The sequence below is a fragment of the Bradyrhizobium sp. HKCCYLRH3061 genome, from assembly GCF_051168015.1.
Classification (GTDB): domain Bacteria; phylum Pseudomonadota; class Alphaproteobacteria; order Rhizobiales; family Xanthobacteraceae; genus Bradyrhizobium.
Genome location: NZ_JBNPUE010000024.1, coordinates 79,936 through 97,603, shown reverse-complemented (window position 1 = coordinate 97,603; position 17,668 = coordinate 79,936). Strand labels below are relative to the sequence as shown.

The following is a 17,668-nucleotide window of genomic DNA, read 5'->3' as shown; positions in this document are numbered from 1 at the left end:
CTCAGAACCAAAAGCCGAAGCTCTCAACCCCGAGACCCGCAAGGACTCCGCCGTCCACGTTTCTCTTTCTTCATCTTCACTTGTCAAACAGCCCGCACTTGTTAGTTCGCTCGAACTACTTAGTGCATCATCTTCGATCGTCTGTTTCGCCGAAGAAGTCCCGATGTCCGGGGCGCTTCACATAGCCGATTTTCAGAGACCGTCAAGAGCATTTCTTGAAGAAAAACTCAGGAGCCAGTCAGACGAAAAGCAACGTCGGTCCCGAAAGTCGGGGGCCTCAGTCATCAGTGATGTCCGGCTGGCGTGGTGGTGAGATAGTGCGATGCCGCATCCCGCGCAAGAACTTTTTGCGACGGCTGTGCAGAAATGTGGATAGCGCTGTCGCCCCCACGCTCGAACCCCTCACACGCGGTTTCCGTTCCATTTTGGAACGGTGGGCGCGCGCAGCGTCGGGAATTGCCCGCCTTCGGTTGCACCGGCGCACGATACGAGCGCGGCATGGGCATGCAGGACGACATCCTTCCGCCGGACAAGGTTGGTCGAACAGACGCTGTCGAGATTGCGGGTGTCGATTTCGACGGTCGCGATACCCTCCCCGCCTGCGACGATCGCGGCGCGGACGCGGAAACGCCAATGGTTCCGCACCGAACACGCCGCTGAGCCCGGGATCGAAATTCGCGGCGTCGCACGCATTTGCGAATGCGAACTGGCATTGCTCTCGCCACCGCGAACACCGAAGTGACGCCGGTGATACGGATCGGCGATATCCGCAAAGCCTGGCGGTGACGCGGCCGGGAATTGGCTCGCCGTCTCGGCCGGATTCGGTCAGCCCTGTTGCCGCAAGCTCCGGAAATACCACCAGCCCGGCGCTCTCGCCTTCGCGGCCGCAGCCAGATCAGCGATGCGCGCGACGACGCCGGACGGAGACGGTCGTCGAGAGCCTCCCCAACGCGACACGTCGTCCGTCCCGCGTCCCAAAAAAACGCCCGTCGGCCGTGAAGCCGAGGGCGCCCTCGCCACCAACCAAACATTCTTCAATCCGCGCGGCCTTGGAAATGGTTTGATCGTGCTCGCGTCTCTGGACTGCCTTGCCCAACGCATGGTCGTTGCGGTCGCTCAGGACGTCGATCCTGTCGAGCGCGTTGCTGCAGCGATGCCTGCATCAATTCGAGTCCGCATGCCGCAAAAGCAGCCGCGGCATTGTGGCTCGCTCAACATTTGTTGCTCGGTCGACATTGCTGCTTGGTGACCTGCTGCGGGGTGACCTCCGCGGCGCCGCGCCACGTCGTCCGAGGCCGGCGCGAGACGGCGTCAACGCGATCGCGGCGGCGTGCTGCGTGCTGGAGCCGTCAGGAAGCGATCGAGCTCGACGATCGCTTCGGCCTCGCGGGCGCGCCGCAGCTGCCTGGCCTGCTCGATGCCCGGAGGCAGACGTTTCGCCCTGTCTCGCGCCTCGCGCGCCATCTCCAGCAACCGCTCACCCAGCGACATCGTCTGCTTGACACGCCGGCGCCGCTTCTTTTGACCTTCTAATTCCATGCGGGATTGCATCCAGTTTCATTGATGCGCATCGACAACTCTAGATCAGGCGATGCCGCGCGCATCAACATAGGTGAATCGGCCGTGACCAACGTCGTCCCGGACGGCAGACCAGCAGCGGCCGGCCGCGCCGGGAGCATCGACGGTAGCCGCGGCGCCGGCCCGCTCTCGGATCATTTGATATGCAGCGGCCCAGGTTTTCCGGCAGCTCTCTCAGGAACCAATCGAGCCGGTGTATGGTTCAAGGCATTCGACGAAAGGGGGTCTCATGAAAAACAAGCAATTCGCCGCCCTGCCCTTTCGTATCGAGGCCGCGCAGCTCAGCATCCTGCTGATCACCACCCGGCGCAAGCAGCGCTGGTCGGTGCCGAAGGGCTCGCCGATCCTTCGCAAGGATCCGCATCGGGTCGCGGCGATCGAGGCGTATGAAGAGGCAGGCTTGCGCGGCAAGATCGGCCGCCAGCCGCTCGGCCGTTTCAAGCACAGCAAGCGCAAAGGCAAGCGGAAGATCCCGTGCGAGGTCAAGCTCTACCCGCTGAAGGTGACCAAGCAGCATGGACGCTATCCCGAACGCGGGCAGCGGAAGCCGGCCTGGCTGCCCGCCGCGGAAGCCGCACGTCGCGTGCACCGGGCCAAGCTGCGGCGCCTCATGGAGAGCTTTGCCAGCGGGCACGCCAAGCAGCGTTGATCGAGCCGCTCGATCGCTTGAGCGCTCCAGATCCGAGACCAACGCCGCCGCTCAGGATTGCGTGAACTTGATGGTCGACACCGGCCAGCGCCCGTCATGACCGCTGAGGGTGATGCGCAACCCATGCAGCTCGTCGAGATACACCTGCTCGACGGTTCCCGCCTTGCCGTCGCTCAAGGCCACGCATTTCCCGATCAGCTCGGTCTGGGCGTGCTCGAACTCGCACAGAATGGTGAAGGCTCGCGTCTTGACGGCAACCATGATTGAACGGTCTGAGGGCTGATGGGAGCCGCAACGCTGCGGAGACAGGCCGGCGCTGGCGGATAGATCGGCTCGTCCCCGTCCCGGGTCAACCGCTCATCAAGTGATCGTGCACCGCGCAGACGACATGCACGACCGGTTCAGCGGCACTCGAAATTCGCCGCATCCTCGAGGCTGCCGCTGCCCTTGTAGGTCAGCACCTTCGGGAACGCGCAGAGATCGCGTGTGCGCCCGGGCCATGGCACATCGGGCGCGCGCCGCGCGGTGGCCCGGATCGCCTCGGGCGCCGCGGCCGTGCCCTCCACCCATCGGTCCAGCGCGGTCAGCAAGTCGAACTGATCGGTGGCGGGTCCGCCGCCGCAATGGTTCATGCCGGGAACCAGGAACAGCCGCGCGAAGCCGTCGGCATCAGGGCCGTATCTGGTCTTGAGCTGATCAAGATAGTCGACGGTGTCCAGCGCCGAGAAGATCGGGTCGGCGGTGCCGTGATAGAACAGCATCTTGCCGCCCTTCGCCTTGAACGCGTCGAGATCGGTCGAGGTCGCGGCCTCATATTCCATGCCGGCGTCGAAGCCGCCGGCGCCCTTCATCACCTTCCGCGGATCGCGGTCGAGATCGAAATTGCGCACCCAGGCGACGAGATCCTCCGGCGTCTCCGGCGGGCTCATGAAATCATAGGCGACGCCGCCGGGAATGAGCGTGAGGTTGCGCGCATTGGGCGGACTCGCTTTGGGCGTACCGAGCTTCCAGGCGCGCCAGCCGGGCGCGGCGAGCCCGGGATCATACGGCCAGCGCGCATAGATCAATCCGCCCATGGAATTGCGGCTGCCGTCGAACATCAGCTTGACGGCCTTCAGCTTGGGAGCGGACAGGCATTGCGCGCTCTCGCCCTCCTTGCAGGCGAGCACGGCCGGATCGAAGCGGCAGGCCATGACATCCTGCACCATGCCGTCCTTGGCGCCGTCGGCGCCGTCGCAAGAGGCGGTCACGGCATCGGCGACGAGCTTCAGGTCGTCGTCGGTCAGCGCGCTGCCCACATCGGCCTTGCCGTCAGGTCCCGGAGGCGCGATCGCCAGCAGCGCCTGCTCCTGCGCGATCACGTCGATGCCGGCCAACGGCACGCGATAGGCCGGCGCGCCGGCGATGACGCCGTCGAACAGCTCGGGGAAGCGCTGCGTCACCGCCATCGCCTGGCGGCCGCCGTTGGAGCAGCCGGCGAAGTAGGACCGGCGCGGTGCCTTGCCGTACAGCTTCTCGGCCGCGGCCTTCGCCGCCGCGGCCACCGGCGGGATCGAGCTGTAGCCCTTGTCCCGCCGCGCCTGCGGATCGAGGCCGAACAGATACGGCCCGAGCGGCCCCGGCTCCTCGAGATGGCCCGAGTCGGTCGAGGCGACGGCATAGCCGTTCGAGAGTCCGTTGGGCGGCGTCGCGCCGGTGAGCAGGCCGAGTGCCGGGCGCAGCACGCCGTCGACGCCGCCGCCGCCCTGGAAGACGAACTTGCCGTTCCACGTCGCGGGCAGTCGCAGCTCGTAGCCAACAGCGTAGGGCTTGCCGTCGATGCCGGTACGCTCGTTGATCTTGCCCCGGATCAGGCAGTGATCCGGCGCGGGTGCGGTCGCGCCCGCAGGCGCGGGCGGCGCCAGTTGCACACCGCCTGCAGCGACGAATTCCGCCGTGACGATGCGGCCGCTGCCGGAGAAGCCTTGCGCCAGCGTGGCGCAGCTCGCCTTGAACTCCTCCGCCTGCGCGGCCGCCATGGCGGACGTCGTCAGCAAGACCGCGGTCAGCGCCGTCACACGGATCGTCATCACGGTCGTCCTCACGATCGTCCTCACAGTCGTCCCCACACCTGCGGGCCAAAGCCCGTCACGCATCGTCGTTGCTTCGCGGCGCGCTCGATCGCTTCCGACCATAGCCAAGCCTGCGCCCGCCGCAAGCGGCCGTGCGCAGGGGTGCGATTGAAAACGTCGGCCGAAGCGTGCCATCTGATGGGCGTCGAGGAAGCGCCGAGGGACATCATGGCTGCGGACATCAGGTTGAATGCGTTTGCGATGAACTGCGTGGGGCACCAGTCGCCCGGCCTGTGGCGGCATCCGCGCGACCGGTCCTCCGACTACAATCGCCTGCCCTATTGGCTCGACCTCGCCAAGACCTTGGAGCGCGGCCGCTTCGACGGACTGTTTCTCGCCGATGTGCTCGGCGTCTACGATGTCTATGGCGGCAACCCCGACGCGGCGCTCCGTCACGCCATCCAGGTGCCGGTGAACGATCCGATGATGCTGATCTCGGCCATGGCCGCCGTGACCGAGCATCTCGGCTTCGGCGTCACCTGCACGCTGTCCTATGAGCCGCCCTACCCGTTCGCGCGGCGGATGTCGACGCTCGATCATCTGACCGAAGGCCGCATCGGCTGGAACATCGTCACCGGCTATCTCGACAGTGCCGCGCGTGGCATGGGCAAGGACCGCCAGACCGCGCATGACGACCGCTACGACGTCGCCGACGAGTACATGGAGGTGGTCTACAGACTGTGGGAAGGCAGCTGGGAGGACGACGCCGTCAAGCGCGACCGGACCAGCGGCGTGTTCACCGATCCCACGAAGGTTCACCGCGTCAGCCATCGCGGCGAGAACTACCAGCTCGACGCCATCCATCTCTGCGAGCCGTCGCCGCAGCGGACGCCGGTGCTGTATCAGGCCGGCACCTCGCCGCGCGGCCGCGTGTTCGCCGGCCGGCATGCCGAATGCGTGTTCATGTCCGGCCCGTCGGCCAAGATCATCGCGCCGCGCGTCGCCGCGATCCGCCAGGCCGCCGCCGACGCGGGTCGCGCGGGCAGCGACATCGTCATCTTCAGCATCGCCACCGTCGTGCTCGGCGAAACCGATGCGGCGGCCGAGGCGAAGTTCGCCGACTATCGCCGCTACATCGACCACGAGGCGTCGCTGACCCTGATGTCGGGCTGGACCGGCGTCGACTTCTCGACCTACGACCTCGACCAGCAGGTCCGCCACGTGCTCAACGATGCCGGCCGCAGCGCGATGGACAACGTCACGCGGGCCGATCCGGACCGGGTGTGGACCGTGCGCGAGGTTGCCGAGCATGTCGGCATCGGCGGCATCGGCCCGGTGTTCGTCGGCTCGCCGGCAAAGGTCGCCGATCTCATCGAGAGTTGGATCGAGCAGACCGGGGTCGACGGTCTCAACCTCGCCTTTGCGCTGTCACCAGAGAGTTTTGCCGATGTCGCCGACATGCTGGTGCCGGAGCTGACCAGACGCGGCCGCTACAAGAAGGCCTACCAGCCGGGGACGCTGCGCGAAAAGCTGTTCGGCCGTGCCCGGCTCGCGGTCCCGCATCCCGCGGCAGGCTACCGGCCATAGCACAGCGGCATTGGACTGCTCACGCGGACAGCCGCTGCAGCAATTGCGAAACCGCTGCCGCGATCGGCTTGATGATCGGCACGGCGAATTGCGGCTGCAGCTGATCGGCCGCCTGCGCCAGCGGTCCGCCGCCGATGATCACGGCCTGCGCACCGTCCTCCGCGATGCTGGCGCGCGTGGCTGCGGCCAGAGCCGACGCAAGCCGCGCCGGGTCGGCGGCGAGCGCGGCCGGATCGCCCTCGATCAGCCGCGTCCCGGTGAACTGCGCCGACAGCCCGAGTCTCTCTGCGAGACCCGCGATGCTCGCGACCAGCGCCGGGGTCACCGTGGCGACGCCGAAGCGCCGCCCGCCTTGCGCAGCCTCGCGCATCGACGCCTCGCCGATCCCGGCCACCGGCATCGGGCAGAGCCCGCGCAGCTCCGCGGCGCCGGGATCGCCGAACGCCGCAACGATGATGCCATCGCAAGCATCGCGATGCGCGCAGCCGATGTCGACCACCTCCGCAGCCGATGCCGCCAGCGCCTCGGCATCGACGATCATGGCCGGCGCCCGCATCGCGGTCGCGCCGACCACCTCTGCCCGGCCGGCGCAGCAGGCGGCCGCAATCGACACCATCATCGCGGTGGTCGCGGCCGAGCTGTTGGGATTGATCAGGAGGATACGAAGCATGCAGGTCGGTCGCTCACGATGAGGGGACTTCCTCGTGACCAATCGCCGGTGGAACGTCAACTCCCGATCCCCTCGTTTTTGAGGACGACAGGCATCGCCGTTCGTCGCGCGCCGCTCACCCAAGCCGCATCGACAGCTCGACATCGTCGCCGAACGGCACCGAGAGGTAGCCGTTGGCCGGCGAACGGATGTAGGCGAGATAATCCGGGCTGTCGTCGGCGTTGTCGGCCATGATGAACGCGCCCGCCCTGAGCCGGCTCTCGAGCAGCGCCAGGATATCGCCGTACAGCGGCTTGGCACCGTCGAGCAGCACCAGATCGATCGTCTCCGGAAGATCGGTGCTGAGCGTCCGCAGCGCGTCGCCTTCGCGGATCTCGACGAGATCGAGCAGACCGCCGGCGGCCAGATTGCCGCGCGCACGCGCGATCTTCGACGGCTCGAACTCGGTGGTGATCAGCCGGCCGCCGCCATTGTCGCGCAGCGCCGCGGCGAGGAACAGGGTCGAGATGCCGAACGAGGTGCCGAACTCGACGACGGTGCGGACCTCGAAGCTGCGCGCCAGCATGTAAAGCAGCACGCCGGTCTCGCGCGAGACAGGAAGCGGAAAGTCCTTCAGCTGCGTGTACAGCTCGACATGGCCGGACTTGCTGCGCATCAGCTGCTCGCCGCGTTCGGTCATGCCGGCAAACATCGGGCTCGTCTCCGGCCGCAGCAGCGTGGCCTCGGCGAGCAGGCGATCCAGCAGCGATGCCACTGGTTGGGTGGTGAGGGTGATCATGTTCGTTCTCCGTCCTCTGAGGTGGGTCGTTTGCGTCCAGGTCAAAATACGACTAATCATTCGCATTCGCTAATCGCATTCCGGACCACGCCATGGCCCCTGCTCGAAAAGCCCAGATTTCCGCGAGAAAACAGCCGCAACAGGCGCGCTCGGCCGACCTCGTCGCGGCCATTCTGCAGGCCGCCGTTCAGGTTTTGACAACCGAGGGCGCGCAGCGCTTTACCACCGCGCGCGTCGCCGAGAAGGCCGGCGTCAGCATCGGCTCGCTGTATCAGTATTTCCCGAACAAGGCGGCGATCCTGTTCCGGCTGCAGAGCGACGAGTGGCAGCAGACGACGCAGCTGCTGCACGGCATTCTGGAGGACACCAGCCGTCCGCCCTTGACGCGATTGCGCGCCCTCGTTCACGCGTTCCTGCAATCGGAGTGCGACGAAGCCGCGGTGCGTGGCGCGCTCGACGACGCCGCCCCGCTCTATCGCGATGCGCCCGAGGCGCGCCGGGCCAGGACAAGCGGCCACCGCGCCATGCTCGCTTTCATGCGCGAGGTGCTGCCCGATTCCGGCCAGGCGGAACGCGTGCGGGCCGCCGACCTGATCAAGACGACGCTCAGCCAGGTGGGCAAGCACTTCTCGGAAACGCCGCGCAGCCGGGCCGAGATATCAGCCTATGCCGATGCGATGGCGGACATGTTCTGTGCGTATCTTTCCACCGCGAATAAGCCTCCCAGACGTAAGGCCGGGTAGTCCCGCAGCCGGCGCGTCTCCGCCTCTCCTTAGCGAAACTGAGTACCTCTGCACGACCACGGGCTGCCGCGACGCGACGTTGACGTGATGCCGCCGTATCCCAGATACGCCGCTGACTTGATGCAGCGCCGCAAGTCGGCAGCCGCAGCCAACGACAGACCTCCAGAGTCCGGGAGTGCCTGTAAAGGAGATCTCGGGACATGACAGAGGCGCCCGACCGTGTCGCGAAATACCTAACCGGAAAGTCGCGCAAAACAAGAGAATGGGGTGATCTCGTGCAATGTGTTCATATACCGATCGCGGACCTGCAAGTTCAGTTCGATAGTCGGCTCGCAATCTTCACGAGGGCATCGGCCGTCGTGTTCTTGTAAGGCTGCGCGTACGCGATCTGCATGGCCTCGGCGAAGCTCGCCAGAGCATCGGCCATGAGGCCCGCCTTCGCCTGCGCGCCGCCGATTGACGCTAGGGCTTCGACCTGATCGCGCCCCCAGGTGACGTGTTGCGTCACCTGCTTCGCCTGGTCGATCCTGCCGGCTTCAGCCATGGCCTTGGCAATCGATGCGAGCAGCTCGGAGCGACGATGGAGATTGTCCTCGGCCGCGGCGGCATCGATCGCTTCGGCGATCCGTCCAGCCTCGGCGAGTTCTTCGGCGACGACGCCGAGCCCTGGGGAAATGATATCAGGACCCAGCCTGAGCGCCGACGCGTTCTGAAAGGCGTCCACCGTCCTGCCGGCTCTTGCTTGCGCCTTGGCGATCGCGCGCAGTGCATAGCGACGGTCATAGTCGACGTTGGCGAGCTTGCCATCGCTCATGACCTTTGCGACAGATCCCGCCGTAGCCATGGTACCGCCGATCAGTCGGGTGACATGGAGGGCTTCATCGATCTGATCGGCATCCGCTTGTGAGACGGCGATTTTCGACAAAATCCCGTCGTTCGGTTGGAACGACAACGCAGCCTGGACGGCCCGGTCGAAGGACGCGATCGATTGTGTGGCCATGCCTGCCTTCGCTTGCGCCTTGGCAATGGCGTGCCAAGCGAAGGCGCGTGGTTTGTCCTGATCGATTGGCTCCGCGAGCGCGATGGCTTCGTCCAGGCGGCCGTTGTTCGCCAACGTCATCGCGATAAGGCAGAGCACGGTGGCACGCTGCTCGCGATCTGTGAAGGCGGCGACGAAATCCCGGACCTTGTTAGGGACCTCCGCTTTCACAGGCGAGCCGGACGTAGTCGCCTCATCGGCGATGAGATCGGGCGTCAGCCGAGGCTCGAGAATGTACCCGAGCACGATGCCGCGCTCCCAGCGGTCGTCGATCGATCGCGCAACTTCCAAGGCCGAACCGACCGCACCGGCCCGCGCTAGCGCGACGCCAATGGCTGCAAACGTCTGGGCGCGCTCCATCGAGCGCGAGACCAGTCTCGCAACCCGCATGGCGTCGGTGACTTTTCCCGCGCGGGCCTGCGCTTGCGCGATGATGGCGAGCGCCGGGATGAATTCCGAGGGGTGATGAACGCCCGTAATCACTATGGGCGGCGGATACCGCTGTTCGACCGCTAGCACTGTTTGAAGCGCGGCCACGATCTTGTCGTCCTCTCCCCGCGCCACTGCGCTGGCGCGCAGCTCCCAGGTCACCCGGCGTATGATGAGGGCACGATCCGGCAAGTCCTCGATCGCCTGCACCCGTCGAAGCGCATCTTCCAGCCGGCCGGCGTTCCCCTCTGCAATAGCGATCGCCCCGAACGCCGCGGCCTGTACGTGGCGGTTCTCGATCGATTTGGCGGTCTCCAGCGCGTCGGCGAGCTTGCCGGCCTGCGCCTGAACCTGCGTGATGGTCTCGAGTGCGTCGTCGCGATCATAGCTATCCTTGGCGATCGACTTCGCGACCTGCAAAGCCAGATCGATCGTCGTGGCGGCCTCAGTGAACAGGCCGGCCTTCAACTGTGCCTTGGCAATCTCGCCGAGTTCGCGCGCAGACAAATGCGGGTCGCCGATGGTGCCGGCGACTTCTGCGGCCTCACGTAGGACGCAGGCCCGTCTCGGGGCTATGAGGCATTTATCCCAACTGGCGTCGGACGCGTTCGCGACCGATTGAGCGGCTGCACCGCATGCCAAGGCGAGGATAAACGGGCGGATGATGATCGTCCAGATCATGACGTTCCTGACTCCTGCCGCACTTTTGCACCATCGTGCTGTGGCCGGGAAATGGCAATGACTGGATGAGTTCCTGATGTCCGGTCAGTCGGTGTGCTCGACTTCTCCTTTGGGCTGAATCGGACGCCGCTGACTCGGTCGCTGAGGTTTGCTTTAGTCACGGCTGTCCTCCGAATGCGCCTGCTCCGCGGCTACTGCCCCCAATGGCTGCCGGTTTGCTGCACGGAGCAAGTCGCAGACGTCAGGCCAAATCCGCTCATGAGCTCCCGCGCTTCATTTCGGCCGGCAGTTGTAGGGACGTTCGATCGGACAACCCGCCCAAACCTCCGCGGAGAGTTACCAAAGATGGCCGGGACGACGCCCGGCCATGACGTGGAGGCAGAGGGGCACAAGCCGATTGTCATACGCCGAAGCTCCAGATCTTGCGTGACGAGCCTATTGCTTCTCCTCGCGCTTGCGCGAAAAAACGAAATTCGCCCGCATTCTCAGGCTGATTTGCCCTGTCCAGTCCCGCGACGAAAAATATTCTTGTTTCTTTTTTTCAGAATTCATGATTGAATAGCGCCATCCCGCCCGATCGAGAGGGGCGCTTCGCGAACGTCACGAAACGTTGGTGTGGGATGCGATGGCCGGTTCTCGTCGCAGCGTGCGTCAAGCGCGCGGACGAACGAGGGGAGCCGGACGGCGAAATCGCGTGGTCCTGATACTCCGACGCTAGTATCAAGTTCGCGAAGATGCTTGCGTGTCTCGCGGATGACGGTGGCCAGAAAGCCCGGCGCACCGGGGAGATCGCGTATAAGCCGTAAGCCCATTGCGCAGGGAAGGCCGGATGTCCGGCTGATCCTGTGGTAACCGCCGCGTGCTTCCTTTTTGCACGCGGGCCATGGGTGTCAGTCGACGCCCGGCCTTCCCTGTGCCCTCTCATCGAAAGAGGGACAAACGGCAGACACATCTCGGACGCCATGCGCGCCGCGAGGATGCGAGCGGCTGTCCACCGGGTCTCTCACGCGCCAAGAAAACAAACTTCTCGCGACGCGGCCACATGAAGAACTTTCCTCTCCATCCGAACCGATCTGCAAAATTGCGCAACACTCCCGATCCTGCGAATGATCCGGGACAAGTGCACGCCATCGCCTGTTTGGGAGATTTCCGAATGACCCCGTCCTTCAGCGGACTGCGCCGCGCGCGATCCTCGCATCTCGCCCGCCGCGGCGTCCTGGTGATGGCGCTCGCCCTGCTCGGCGCGCTCGCCACGCCGCGAGCCGACGCCGCCGAGACGCTGCGCATCGGCTATCAGAAGTCCTCGACCCTGATTGCTCTCCTCAAGAGCAATGGCGAGCTGGAGACGGTGCTGGCGCCGCTCGGCATCAAGGTGTCCTGGCACGAATTCTCCAGCGGCCTGCCGCTGCTGGAAGCGATCAACATCGGCAGCATCGATTTCGGCGCCGATGTTGCCGACACCGTCCCGGTGTTTGCGCAGGCCGCGGGCGCGAAGCTCGCCTATGTCGCGGAGGAAGCCGCCTCGCCGTCGGCGCAGGCGATCCTCGTGGCGACGGCATCGCCGACCAGGACGCTGGCCGATCTGAAAGGCAAGAAGATCGCGGTCACCAAGGGCGCGGGGAGCCACTATTTGCTGCTGTCGGCGCTCGCCAAGGCTGGTCTGACCTTCAAGGACATCACCCCGGCCTATCTGCCACCCGCCGACGGCCGCACCGCTTTCGTCAGCAACAATGTGGACGCCTGGGTGGCGTGGGATCCGTTCCTGACCAGCACCATCCGCCAGTCCGGGGCGCGCGTGCTCGCCGACGGTAGCGACGGGCTTGCCAGCTACAAGCGCTATTATCTCGCCGCTGCCGACTACGCTGCCAAGCATGGCGACGCGCTCGACGTCATCTATGGCAAGCTGGTCGAGACCGGCAAATGGGTGAAGGCCAATCCGGCCGCCGCGGCCGGCCAGCTCGCGGCGCTCTGGGGCATCGATGCCGCCACCGTCGAGGAGGCCAACAGCCACCGCTCCTACCAGGTCGGCGCGGTCACCGCGGCCGGCCTCTCGGAGCAGCAGAAGATCGCGGACGCTTTCCTTGCCGAGCGCGTGCTGCCGGTCAAGGTGGACACATCTGCGTTGGCGATCTGGACTCCCAAGGCGCCGTGAGCCACACAGGGGCCGAGGATTGTGCTCCGCAGCGAGGCGCGGCACGAGGCCCGACGACGGGCCTGAACGAAGGAGACCACCGTGACTGCCCATCTTCCCCCGCCGACCGATCGCATCACCGAGCATCCGGCGCATCGCATCTTCGTCGATCGCTGGTCGCCGCGCGGCTTCAGCGACGAGGCGCTGCCCGAAACGGAGCTCCTGACCTTCATCGAGGCGGCGCGCTGGGCCCCCTCCTCCTACAACTCGCAGCCCTGGCGCTTCCTCTACGCGCTGCGCGGCTCGGCCGAGTTCGACACCTTCCTGGCGCCGCTGGTCGAGTTCAATCGCGGCTGGGCGCAGCATGCCGCGGCGATCGTCTACGTGCTGTCGAAGAAGACCTTCATCCCGGCGGGCAAGACCGAGCCGGCACCGACGCGGACGCATTCCTTCGATGCCGGCGCGGCCTGGGCCAATTTCGCCAACCAGGCGGCGGTGTCCGGCTGGGTCACCCACGGCATGAGCGGGTTCGACGTCGCCGCCGCGCAGACGGCGCTCGGCGTCCCCGACGGTTTCGCCGTGGAGATCGCGATCGCGGTCGGCCGCAAGGGCGATGGCGACAAGCTGCCGGCCATGCTCAAGGAGCGCGAGAAGCCGAGCGCACGTCTCTCCATCGCCGAGATCGCCTCGGCTGGCCTTTTCCCGCAGCGCTTCGCCGGCTGATCGATGCGTCAGGGGCGGCGTGCCGCGCCGCCCCTGACGGACGGCGAAATCTGTGGCAGAAGACGCGTTCTGCTTGAGGAGAGTTGATCCGCATGCCGCCGCCGAAACCGCCCGCCTTCGAGACCCTGAGCCTGCACGCGGGCCAGCACCCGGATCCCGCAACCGGCGCCCGCGCAGTGCCGATCTACCAGACCACGTCCTACGTGTTCGACGACACCGAGCACGCCGCGGCGCTGTTCAATCTCGAGCGCGCCGGCCACATCTATACCCGCATCTCCAACCCGACCACGGCCGTGCTCGAGGAGCGGCTTGCCGCGCTCGAGGGCGGCGTCGGCGCCGTCTGCACCGCGAGCGGCCAGGCGGCGCTGCATCTCGCCATTGCCACGCTCTTGAATGCGGGCGATCACATCGTCGCCTCCTCCTCGCTCTATGGCGGCACCATCAATCTGCTCGCCCACACGCTGCCGCGCTTCGGCATCACCACGAGCTTCGTCAAGCCCAGGGATCACGACGGTTTCCGCGCCGCGATCAAGCCGAACACGCGGCTGCTGATCGGCGAGACATTGGGCAACCCCGGCCTCGAGGTACTGGACATTCCCAAGGTCTCGGCGATCGCGCACGCGTCCGGCGTGCCGCTCCTGATCGACAACACCTTCGCGACGCCCTTTCTCAGCCAGCCGATCACCCAAGGCGCCGACATCGTGATGCACTCCGCCACCAAATGGCTCGGCGGCCATGGCATCGCGATCGGCGGCGCGATCATCGATGGCGGCCGGTTCGACTGGCGCGCCTCGGCCAAGTTCCCGCAGCTCACCGAGCCCTATGCCGGCTATCACGGCATCGTCTTCGACGAGCAGTTCGGCGCAGCCGCCTTCATCATGCGCGCGCGCACCGAGGGCCTGCGCGATTTCGGCGCCTGCCTGTCGCCGACCAACGCGTTCCACCTGCTTCAGGGCGTCGAGACCTTGCATCTGCGCATGGAGCGGCATGTTGCCAACACCGCCGCGGTGCTGGCGGCGCTGACGGCCAACAAGGCCGTCGACTGGGTGCTGCATCCCTCGCTGGAGACGCATCCGGACCATGCGCTCGCCAAGGCGCTGTTGCCGCGCGGCGCCGGCTCGATCATCTCGTTCGGCATCAAGGGCGGACGTCCCGCAGGACGCAAGTTCATCGAGAGCCTGAAGCTGATCAGCCATCTCGCCAATGTCGGCGACGCCAAGACGCTGGTGATCCATCCCGCCTCGACCACGCATCAGCAGATGGACGCAGCCCAGCTCGCCGCGGCAGGGATCGGCGAGGAGCTGATCCGGCTCTCCGTCGGCATCGAGGCGGCCGGCGACATCATCGACGATCTCGGACAGGCGCTGCGCGCCTCGCAGAAGGTGTGAGCCATGCAGCTGTCGATCGGAGATCATGAGGTCTTCGCCGCCACGGGCGGCCGCGAGTTCGATTCGTCCTTGCCCGCCGTCGTCTTCATCCATGGCGCCGGCTTCGATCATTCGGTCTGGGCGCTGCACAGCCGCTGGTTCGCCCATCACGGCTTTGCCGTGCTGGCGCCCGACCTGCCGGGCCACGGCCGCTCGGCCGGCCCGGCGCTGCCGACCATTGCTGCGATGGCCGACTGGATCGTCGCGCTCTTGCAGGCGGTGCACGCCAAGCCTGCGCACCTGATCGGCCACTCGATGGGCTCGCTGATCGCGCTCGATGCCGCGGCCCGCCATCCCGATCGCGTGTCGGCGCTGAGCCTGATCGGCACCGCGGCCACGATGACAGTCGGGCCTGACCTCCTGAACGCCGCCGAAGCCAATGATCACGCCGCCATCGACATGGTCTCGATCTGGGGCCTCGGTTTTGCCGCCGAGCTCGGCGGCAGCCGCGCGCCGGGGCTGTGGATGCATGGCGGCGCGCAGGCGACCCTGGAGCGCTGCGCGCCAGGCGTGCTGTTCAACGATCTCTCCGCCTGCAACGCCTATCAGGATGCGCTGGCGGCGGCGGCCAAGATCAAGGTGCCGGCGCGGCTGATCCTCGGCGAGAAGGACATGATGACGCCGCTGAAAGCCGGCAAGGCGCTGGCGGCTGCGATCGCGCAATCGCGCACCATCGTGCTGCCCGGTGCGGGGCATACGATGATGACAGAATGTCCGGATGCGCTGCTCGATGCGCTGATCGCGTAGCTTGCGGTCACGGTTCCCCTCTGGGATGCGACCTCGTGCCGCCGACATGCTCCGTCGCGGCGCGGAACGGAGGACGGCGGCGAGCCGTTGCCCTCCGCATAACGAACAGAAAGGAGCACGCAGATGGATCTGCGCAAACTTTTCACGGTCGCCACCATCGGAACGATGACGCTCGCGACCGCATCGCCGCTCGCCGCCGCGCCGTTGCTTCCGAACCATCCGGCGCCGGCCGCCGCCACGCAGAACGCGACCGAGCTGCAGCAGGTGCAGTATCGCCACTGGCGCGGCGGCTACGGTCATCACCACGGCTATTACGGCCATCGCTATGGCGGGCACGGCTACGGTGCGGGTGCCGCGGCCCTGGGCGGTCTGGCGGCCGGCGCGATCATCGGTGGCGCGATCGCCAACAGCCGCGCCGAGGCAGCCAATGCCCAGGCCTATTGCGCCCAGCGCTTCCGGTCCTACGACCCGGCCTCCGGCACCTATCTCGGCAATGACGGCCTGCGCCATTCCTGCCCGTAACGACACCAGGGTCGATGCCGGTCCCCGGCATCGACCGCCCCCTGGACCAATGGCGCGCGACAAAACGTCCGTCGCGACGACTGCAACGAAGATCGTCTCTTCCGGTTGAGCATGACCCAGAATCAACGGGAGACACCAGGATGGTCACCTTCAAAGCCGCCGCGACGCTCGCCATCGCCGGCGCACTTTCTCTGTCCACGCTGCACTCGGTCTCGGCTGCGCCGCTGACGTCGCTGTCAGCAGCCGCCAAACCGGGCGCCGAAAGCGCGCATGCCGTCCAGGTCCGCTACGGCGGCTGGCATGGCGGCTGGGGCGGCGGTGCCGCGATCGGCGCGGGGCTGCTGGCGGGGGCCGTGATCGGATCAGCGATCGCCGCGCCCTCCTATTATGGCGGCTACGCGCCCTATCCCTATTACGGCGGGTATCGCTACGCCGCCTATCCCTACGGCTATGGCGGCTACTACCCGGCCTACCGCCCCTATTACGGCGGCTATGGCTACAGCTACGCGCCCCGCCCGATCTATCGCAGCTACGGCTATTCCTATGGCCCGCGGCCGTGGCGGCACAGCTACGGCTATTACCGCGGTCCGGGTTGGGGTCATCATCATGGCTGGCACGGCGGTCGTCATTTTGGACACGGCCACGGCCATGGCGTGATCCGCACCCATCATCGCTGGTGACGTGAGTTCGCCGGTGCGTGGGGATCGCCCGACGCACCGGCACGTCAATGCGCAACCTCCGCCGCGCGGATGACGGACTCGTCATGATCGCGCCACGGCAAATGCTGCCAATGCCTCATTGCGCCGAGCGCCATCACCCACCAGATCTGCTCGAGACCCATGACCGTGGCGACGAAGTCGCAGACGACTCCGGCGCGGAATTCCTCGGCAGCTCGACGTCCGGATCATCCTCTTCCCGCAGATGGAGCTGCTGAACTTTCGCGTTTTCCTTGATCCGCCCATGCCCATCCCGCCGACCGCAATCGGTGCCGCTGTCTCAGCGCAGGTAACTGGCGAGGTTCAGGCTCTGGATCTTGGAGATGGCGGTATAGCTCGCCGTGAGCTGGGCCTGATATGTCGAGAGCTGGGCGGTGACCGCAGCGACGTCTACGCTGGTCAGGTCGGTCGCCAGGCTCTCGGCATAGCTCTTGTAATCGGTCTGCTGCGACTTCGCGCTCTCGATCCGGGACGCCGCATCGGAGAGCTTGGCCTGCACCGTCGCGACGTCGTCCACCGCCTGATCGGCAAGCGTCAATGCGGAGGTGACGTCGGTTCCGGAGAGGGTCGAGCTGTTGGCGACGAACTTCAGGACCCGCATGACCTCCTCAAACGCCGGGTTGTCGGCGGTGACGCCATAGGTGACCGACTGCCCATCGGAAACCCGGACCGAGGCCAGCTCGCCGTCGCCCCGATAGTAGCTGCTATCCGTCGTGGTCAGCGATCCCGTGCCGGAGGCGAAGCTCGACGTGTCGACCGCCGCCGTCGCGGTTCGTCCGCCGCCGAACAGATACTGCCCGTCATACTGGGTGTTCAGAATGCCCGCCATCTGCTGCAGCAACTGCTGCGCGCTGCTGATCGCGGACGTGGTTCCCGTGCTGCTGCCGGAGCTCGCAGCACTCAGCGCCGTGCGCAGCTGACTGACGATGTCCGACACCTGTCCCACGGCGGAATACATCACCTGCACCTTGCTGTCGGCCAGGGTCGCGGCATCGATATAGGACTGCGCCCGCGTGACCGACACCTGCAGATTGACGACGTGCTGGGTGTCGGCGCCATAACCGGCGAGATACTCGGTCTTCAGCCCCGAGGCCTCCTGCACCTGGAGGTTGGCCATGGTCGCCTGCGTCCGCAGCGCGCTCGCGATCATCTGGTCGGAGTTCGAGAATGTCGCAATCCGCATCGTCATGATAGGCG

General features: G+C 66.3%; 19 protein-coding genes. 11 read left to right on the top strand and 8 right to left on the bottom strand.

What is annotated here, in order from left to right; genetic code table 11:
* On the top strand, positions 1–313 hold a 313-nt coding region (locus ACQR2C_RS29730), incomplete at its 5' end, for a hypothetical protein (RefSeq protein ID WP_434882711.1).
* Positions 314–402: 89 nt separating this feature from the next.
* Here the strand turns inward: ACQR2C_RS29730 and ACQR2C_RS29725 are convergent.
* Positions 403–693, bottom strand: coding sequence for a hypothetical protein (locus ACQR2C_RS29725; RefSeq protein WP_410051985.1), 291 nt, complete (start codon positions 691–693; stop codon positions 403–405).
* A gap of 208 nt (positions 694–901) precedes the next feature.
* Here ACQR2C_RS29725 and ACQR2C_RS29720 point away from each other — a divergent pair, with 208 nt between their 5' ends.
* Positions 902–1,249, top strand: coding sequence for a hypothetical protein (locus ACQR2C_RS29720; protein ID WP_434882710.1), 348 nt, complete (start codon positions 902–904; stop codon positions 1,247–1,249).
* A 62-nt stretch (positions 1,250–1,311) separates the two neighbouring features.
* On the opposite strand, the gene ACQR2C_RS29715 is transcribed toward ACQR2C_RS29720, so the two are convergent.
* Positions 1,312–1,491, bottom strand: a complete 180-nt coding sequence (locus tag ACQR2C_RS29715) for a hypothetical protein (RefSeq protein WP_434882709.1) — start codon at positions 1,489–1,491, stop codon at positions 1,312–1,314.
* Between the two features lie 316 nt (positions 1,492–1,807).
* Between ACQR2C_RS29715 and ACQR2C_RS29710 the strand changes: the two genes are divergently transcribed.
* A complete protein-coding gene (locus tag ACQR2C_RS29710) occupies positions 1,808–2,227 on the top strand; it encodes an NUDIX hydrolase (RefSeq protein WP_434882708.1) in 420 nt (139 codons plus the stop codon).
* Positions 2,228–2,278: 51 nt separating this feature from the next.
* Here the strand turns inward: ACQR2C_RS29710 and ACQR2C_RS29705 are convergent, their stop codons facing one another.
* Positions 2,279–2,488 carry a PRC-barrel domain containing protein gene (locus tag ACQR2C_RS29705; protein WP_315805163.1) on the bottom strand — a complete coding sequence of 70 codons (210 nt, stop codon included), beginning with the start codon at positions 2,486–2,488 and terminating at the stop codon, positions 2,279–2,281.
* 140 nt (positions 2,489–2,628) lie between these two features.
* Complete coding sequence (locus ACQR2C_RS29700; RefSeq protein WP_434882707.1) at positions 2,629–4,296, bottom strand: tannase/feruloyl esterase family alpha/beta hydrolase; 1,668 nt, start codon at positions 4,294–4,296, stop codon at positions 2,629–2,631.
* Positions 4,297–4,506: 210 nt separating this feature from the next.
* On the opposite strand from ACQR2C_RS29700, the gene ACQR2C_RS29695 reads away from it, so the two are divergent.
* Positions 4,507–5,865: an LLM class flavin-dependent oxidoreductase gene (locus ACQR2C_RS29695; RefSeq protein WP_434882706.1), complete on the top strand. Its 1,359-nt coding sequence runs from the start codon at positions 4,507–4,509 to the stop codon at positions 5,863–5,865.
* A gap of 19 nt (positions 5,866–5,884) precedes the next feature.
* On the opposite strand, the gene ACQR2C_RS29690 is transcribed toward ACQR2C_RS29695, so the two are convergent.
* The gene (locus ACQR2C_RS29690; protein ID WP_434882705.1) at positions 5,885–6,535 is read right to left on the bottom strand and encodes an aspartate/glutamate racemase family protein; all 651 of its coding nucleotides are present in this window, start codon (positions 6,533–6,535) and stop codon (positions 5,885–5,887) included.
* Between the two features lie 115 nt (positions 6,536–6,650).
* A complete protein-coding gene (locus ACQR2C_RS29685; protein ID WP_434882704.1) occupies positions 6,651–7,313 on the bottom strand; it encodes an O-methyltransferase in 663 nt (220 codons plus the stop codon).
* Between the two features lie 92 nt (positions 7,314–7,405).
* Here ACQR2C_RS29685 and ACQR2C_RS29680 point away from each other — a divergent pair, with 92 nt between their 5' ends.
* Positions 7,406–8,056, top strand: a complete 651-nt coding sequence (locus ACQR2C_RS29680) for a TetR family transcriptional regulator (protein ID WP_316238627.1) — start codon at positions 7,406–7,408, stop codon at positions 8,054–8,056.
* Between the two features lie 313 nt (positions 8,057–8,369).
* Here ACQR2C_RS29680 and ACQR2C_RS29675 read toward each other — a convergent pair whose 3' ends face one another.
* The gene (locus tag ACQR2C_RS29675) at positions 8,370–10,205 is read right to left on the bottom strand and encodes a hypothetical protein (RefSeq protein ID WP_316238628.1); all 1,836 of its coding nucleotides are present in this window, start codon (positions 10,203–10,205) and stop codon (positions 8,370–8,372) included.
* 1,153 nt (positions 10,206–11,358) lie between these two features.
* Between ACQR2C_RS29675 and ACQR2C_RS29670 the strand changes: the two genes are divergently transcribed.
* The 6 genes from ACQR2C_RS29670 (at position 11,359) to ACQR2C_RS29645 (ending at position 16,435) form a co-directional block, all read left to right on the top strand.
* Complete coding sequence (locus ACQR2C_RS29670; RefSeq protein WP_434882703.1) at positions 11,359–12,357, top strand: aliphatic sulfonate ABC transporter substrate-binding protein; 999 nt, start codon at positions 11,359–11,361, stop codon at positions 12,355–12,357.
* Between the two features lie 81 nt (positions 12,358–12,438).
* Positions 12,439–13,059, top strand: a complete 621-nt coding sequence (locus ACQR2C_RS29665) for a nitroreductase family protein (protein ID WP_315805157.1) — start codon at positions 12,439–12,441, stop codon at positions 13,057–13,059.
* 92 nt (positions 13,060–13,151) lie between these two features.
* Positions 13,152–14,447, top strand: a complete 1,296-nt coding sequence (locus tag ACQR2C_RS29660; protein WP_315805156.1) for an O-acetylhomoserine aminocarboxypropyltransferase — start codon at positions 13,152–13,154, stop codon at positions 14,445–14,447.
* A gap of 3 nt (positions 14,448–14,450) precedes the next feature.
* Complete coding sequence (locus ACQR2C_RS29655) at positions 14,451–15,233, top strand: alpha/beta fold hydrolase (protein WP_434882702.1); 783 nt, start codon at positions 14,451–14,453, stop codon at positions 15,231–15,233.
* 123 nt (positions 15,234–15,356) lie between these two features.
* The gene (locus tag ACQR2C_RS29650) at positions 15,357–15,755 is read left to right on the top strand and encodes a BA14K family protein (RefSeq protein ID WP_434882701.1); all 399 of its coding nucleotides are present in this window, start codon (positions 15,357–15,359) and stop codon (positions 15,753–15,755) included.
* A 140-nt stretch (positions 15,756–15,895) separates the two neighbouring features.
* Positions 15,896–16,435, top strand: a complete 540-nt coding sequence (locus ACQR2C_RS29645) for a hypothetical protein (RefSeq protein WP_434882700.1) — start codon at positions 15,896–15,898, stop codon at positions 16,433–16,435.
* A 316-nt stretch (positions 16,436–16,751) separates the two neighbouring features.
* On the opposite strand, the gene ACQR2C_RS29640 is transcribed toward ACQR2C_RS29645, so the two are convergent.
* Positions 16,752–17,660, bottom strand: a complete 909-nt coding sequence (locus ACQR2C_RS29640) for a flagellin (protein WP_315805152.1) — start codon at positions 17,658–17,660, stop codon at positions 16,752–16,754.
* Between the last annotated feature and the right edge of the window lie 8 nt (positions 17,661–17,668).

Bases quoted from the DNA above. Each gene is read 5' to 3' on its own strand.
- ACQR2C_RS29710 (WP_434882708.1), top strand. From the start codon at position 1,808: ATGAAAAACAAGCAATTCGCCGCCCTGCCCTTTCGTATCGAGGCCGCG.
- ACQR2C_RS29680 (WP_316238627.1), top strand. From the start codon at position 7,406: ATGGCCCCTGCTCGAAAAGCCCAGATTTCCGCGAGAAAACAGCCGCAA.
- ACQR2C_RS29705 (WP_315805163.1), bottom strand. From the start codon at position 2,488: ATGGTTGCCGTCAAGACGCGAGCCTTCACCATTCTGTGCGAGTTCGAG.
- ACQR2C_RS29700 (WP_434882707.1), bottom strand. From the start codon at position 4,296: ATGACGATCCGTGTGACGGCGCTGACCGCGGTCTTGCTGACGACGTCC.
- ACQR2C_RS29690 (WP_434882705.1), bottom strand. From the start codon at position 6,535: ATGCTTCGTATCCTCCTGATCAATCCCAACAGCTCGGCCGCGACCACC.
- ACQR2C_RS29715 (WP_434882709.1), bottom strand. From the start codon at position 1,491: ATGTCGCTGGGTGAGCGGTTGCTGGAGATGGCGCGCGAGGCGCGAGAC.
- ACQR2C_RS29640 (WP_315805152.1), bottom strand. From the start codon at position 17,660: ATGACGATGCGGATTGCGACATTCTCGAACTCCGACCAGATGATCGCG.
- ACQR2C_RS29695 (WP_434882706.1), top strand. From the start codon at position 4,507: ATGGCTGCGGACATCAGGTTGAATGCGTTTGCGATGAACTGCGTGGGG.
- ACQR2C_RS29645 (WP_434882700.1), top strand. From the start codon at position 15,896: ATGGTCACCTTCAAAGCCGCCGCGACGCTCGCCATCGCCGGCGCACTT.
- ACQR2C_RS29685 (WP_434882704.1), bottom strand. From the start codon at position 7,313: ATGATCACCCTCACCACCCAACCAGTGGCATCGCTGCTGGATCGCCTG.
- ACQR2C_RS29655 (WP_434882702.1), top strand. From the start codon at position 14,451: ATGCAGCTGTCGATCGGAGATCATGAGGTCTTCGCCGCCACGGGCGGC.
- ACQR2C_RS29660 (WP_315805156.1), top strand. From the start codon at position 13,152: ATGCCGCCGCCGAAACCGCCCGCCTTCGAGACCCTGAGCCTGCACGCG.
- ACQR2C_RS29725 (WP_410051985.1), bottom strand. From the start codon at position 693: ATGCGTGCGACGCCGCGAATTTCGATCCCGGGCTCAGCGGCGTGTTCG.
- ACQR2C_RS29670 (WP_434882703.1), top strand. From the start codon at position 11,359: ATGACCCCGTCCTTCAGCGGACTGCGCCGCGCGCGATCCTCGCATCTC.
- ACQR2C_RS29650 (WP_434882701.1), top strand. From the start codon at position 15,357: ATGGATCTGCGCAAACTTTTCACGGTCGCCACCATCGGAACGATGACG.
- ACQR2C_RS29720 (WP_434882710.1), top strand. From the start codon at position 902: ATGCGCGCGACGACGCCGGACGGAGACGGTCGTCGAGAGCCTCCCCAA.
- ACQR2C_RS29675 (WP_316238628.1), bottom strand. From the start codon at position 10,205: ATGATCTGGACGATCATCATCCGCCCGTTTATCCTCGCCTTGGCATGC.